Origin of the sequence: Rhodococcus sp. NPDC019647, from assembly GCF_044389235.1 — a bacterium.
In the GTDB taxonomy this organism is placed as follows: Bacteria; Actinomycetota; Actinomycetes; order Mycobacteriales; family Mycobacteriaceae; genus Rhodococcus_F; species Rhodococcus_F oxybenzonivorans.
In genome coordinates this window covers 1-3,384 of record NZ_JBIRXS010000069.1, presented here as the reverse complement: position 1 = coordinate 3,384, position 3,384 = coordinate 1, and the positions used below count along the sequence as shown (strand labels likewise).

Below are 3,384 nucleotides of genomic sequence, written 5' to 3'. Positions count from 1 at the left end.
GACTCCGGCCCCACACCCCGACCGATCAACACCCGCGCCCACCGCGACGACAACTCATCCAACTCCCCATACGACACCTCCACCCCACCACACGAAACCGCCACCGCCCCCCGATCCACCCCCACCCCACCCGCCAAAATCTCCGGCAACACCCGAACACCCACACCCCGCCCACCCCGCACCGGAACCAACACCCCACACTCCTCCGCACTCAACACCTCCACCCCCGCCAACAACCCATCCGGTTCGGTGGCCATCGCCTCGAATATCCGGGTGACCCGTGCCGCGATGGTCTCGACCGTGGCCGCATCGATCAGGTCGGGTAGGTAGTGAAAGGTCATGCGCAGCTGCGTGTCCATCGAGAAGGCCACGCTGAGTGGGTAATGCGTGGCATCGACACCGCTGACGTCCACCACCCGGATTCCGGCCAGGTCGGTGTCTTCGGTCAGACCACCTCGATCGATCGGGTACGACTCGAAGACGGTTGCCGTGTCGAATCCGAGCTGTGGGCCGACCGTGCGCGCAATGTCGGCGAGACCCAGATGGTGGTGGTCGAACAACGCCGCCTGCTCCGATTGCGTTCGTTCGAGCAACTCGCCCACCGTTTCCCGGGGATCGAGCGTGATACGGACGGGGACGGTGTTGACGAACAATCCGATCATCGACTCGGCGCCGGCGAGTTGCGGTGATCGCCCGGACACCGTGCCGCCGAACGTGACATCGGACGAGGACGTGGCCCCGTTCAACAGAAGTGCCCACGCCACCTGGGTCACCGTATTCACAGTGACGTTGCGCTCGCGTGCCAGAGTCACGAGTTCCGCGGTAAGGCTCTCGGACAGCGGAAATTGCACCTGGGCGGGTGGGACCGACGACTGTTTTCCCCATGCATCCGGCAGGAGCAGCGTCGGTCCCTCGATACCGGCGAGCGCGTTCGCCCACACCCCCCGCGACTCCTCCGGATCTCGGTGGTGCAGCCAGGTCAAGAAGTCCCGGTAGGGCCGGGGACTCGGCAGCGCCCCTGCCTCGTCTGCCACGTACAGGGCGAGGAGATCCCGGATCGCGAGTGGCATCGACCACCCGTCGAGGAGGGTGTGGTGGTTGGTCCACACCAGCCGGAATTCGTCGTGTCCGATGGACAGGAGAAGGAATCGCATCAGCGGTGCGTGGGAGGTGTCGAATGCCGCAGAGCGATCGGCGGCCAGAATCCGGTCCAGTTCGGCGCCGCGCGCCTCCTCGGGAATACCCGTCAGGTCGACCTGGCGGAACGGCACGTCGACGGTCGCCGGCACCACCTGTACGAACGTGCCGTCGGCGGACGGCACGAAGGCCACCCGCAGATTTGCGTGCCGATCCAGCAGTGCCTGAACCGCGCGGCGCATCCGCACCGGATCGACGGCGCCCTTCAAGTGCAGCGACACCTGCACCGTGTAGGCGTCGATCGCGGGTTTCGCCATGAGGGCGTGAAACAGCAACCCCGCCTGCAGAGGTGCGAGTGGCCACACATCGGTGAGCGGCCCGAAGCGCTCCTCCCACGCGTCGAGGTCGCGCTGAGTCACGGTGACGAGCGGAACGTCGGAAGGGGTGAGCCCCCCGGCCTCAGGGCGGTGAGAATGAGTTGTCAATGCTGACAAAGACTCCCGCAGCCGAGTTGCGAACCGCTCGACATCGTCGCGGGCCACGAGGGTGTCCGGGTAGCCCACGCTCACCCGGAGTTTTCCGCCGACCACGATGGAGTTGACCTCGAGCGCGGCCGAGGCAGGCATGTCGGAATCCGGAACGTAGTGCAGGTCGCCGAATCCGTCGGCGGGTGCCCATGCCACCGCGCTGCCGGCGGGTGCGTCGGGGACCTGGCCGAGATAGTTGAAACTGATGTGCCCCGGTTCGGTCTTCGGCAGAGTGTCGGCCGTGTCGGGGTTCAGATATCGGAGGAGGCCGTAGCCGATGCCCATGTCGGGTACAGCACGCAGCTGCTCCTTCACCACCTTGACCGCCCGGCCCATCGCGGGGCCGCCGGCCAGCGCGTCGTCGAGGTCGACGCCGGCGAGGTCGAGGCGGACGGGAAAGATTGTGGTGAACCAGCCGACGGTGCGGGACAGGTCGGCGCCCGGCACCACATACTGCTCGCGCCCGTGCCCCTCCATGCGGATCAGCATCGACGACAACGAGATTCCCCGATCGCGTCGCCACCTCGACGATGCCACTGCCAGGGCGGTGACGAGCACGTCGTGGGCACCACCGTGGTACAGCCCCGGGAGGGTTGTCAACAGCACGGAGGTGTCTTCGGTCGACATCTCGACGCCGACGTCACGAATTGCCGTCGCCACGTCCACCGCGGGATCCAGAGGGCGGTCGGTGATCGGGGGGTCCGGCCCGTCCACGACGCTCCGCCACCACGCCAGCTCGGCGACCCGCTCACCGCGCTGCGCCTCCTCCGCCAGTGCATGCGCCCACCGGCGCATGGACGTTCCCGGCTCCGGCAGCTCCGCCGCCTGTCCGGCGGAGATCTGCGACCAGGCGGTCGCGAAGTCGGGCAAAAGAATCCGCCAGGACACCCCGTCGACGGCAAGATGATGAGCCACGACGATCAATCGGCCCGAGGTTGCGGGTACTCTCGACGGTCCCGGATCGAGCCACACGAACTGGACGACGACCCCATCGGAGGGACGCAGTCTCTCGACAGCCGCCTGGTGCTCGGCCGCGACGAGTGTCGCCGGCGGGTCGGCCTCGATGGTGAGGTCGAACCTGACGCGACGGATCAGCGACGCCGCATCCACGTCGGTATCCGGGCGGGTCTCCATCTGCCACTGCCCGCTCGCATCCCGGAACAGCCGGGACCGCAGCATGTCGTGCCGTGCGATCACCGCGGCGACGACAGCGACGAGTCCGTCTTCGTCGATCCCGGCGGGGAGCGTGAGCAGCAGGCTCTGACTGAACCGCTCGAAGTGGCCGCCGCGCTCCAGCAGGTACCGCACCACCGGTGTGGGCGGGAAAGTGCCGATGCCGCCGCCGGCGAGTTCAGTGAGAGGGCCGGGCGTCGTGCGGTCCGCGATGTCCGATTGTGCTGCCAGCGCAGCCACCGTTCGGTGCTCGAACACCTGTTGCGGGGTGAACACCAGTCCTCGGGACTTGGCCCGCGACACCAGCCGGATCGACAGGATGCTGTCGCCGCCCAACGCGAAGAACGAGTCGTCGTACCCCACCCGTTCGATTCCGAGTACTTCCGCGAAAACCGATGCCAACGTCTCTTCGGCTGCGGTGCGCGCGGGCCGCTGAGGTCGGTGCACAAGTTCGGGTTCGGGTAGTGCTGTGCGGTCCAGCTTCCCGCTCACCGTCACCGGCAACTCCCCCACAACCACCACCACCGACGGCACCACCCACCCCGGC

At 67.4% G+C, this 3,384-nt stretch carries 1 protein-coding gene; it reads right to left on the bottom strand.

Going from position 1 to position 3,384, the window contains the following annotated elements:
• On the bottom strand, positions 1 to 3,384 hold a 3,384-nt coding region (locus ACH49N_RS38865; protein WP_358278811.1), incomplete at both ends, for a condensation domain-containing protein.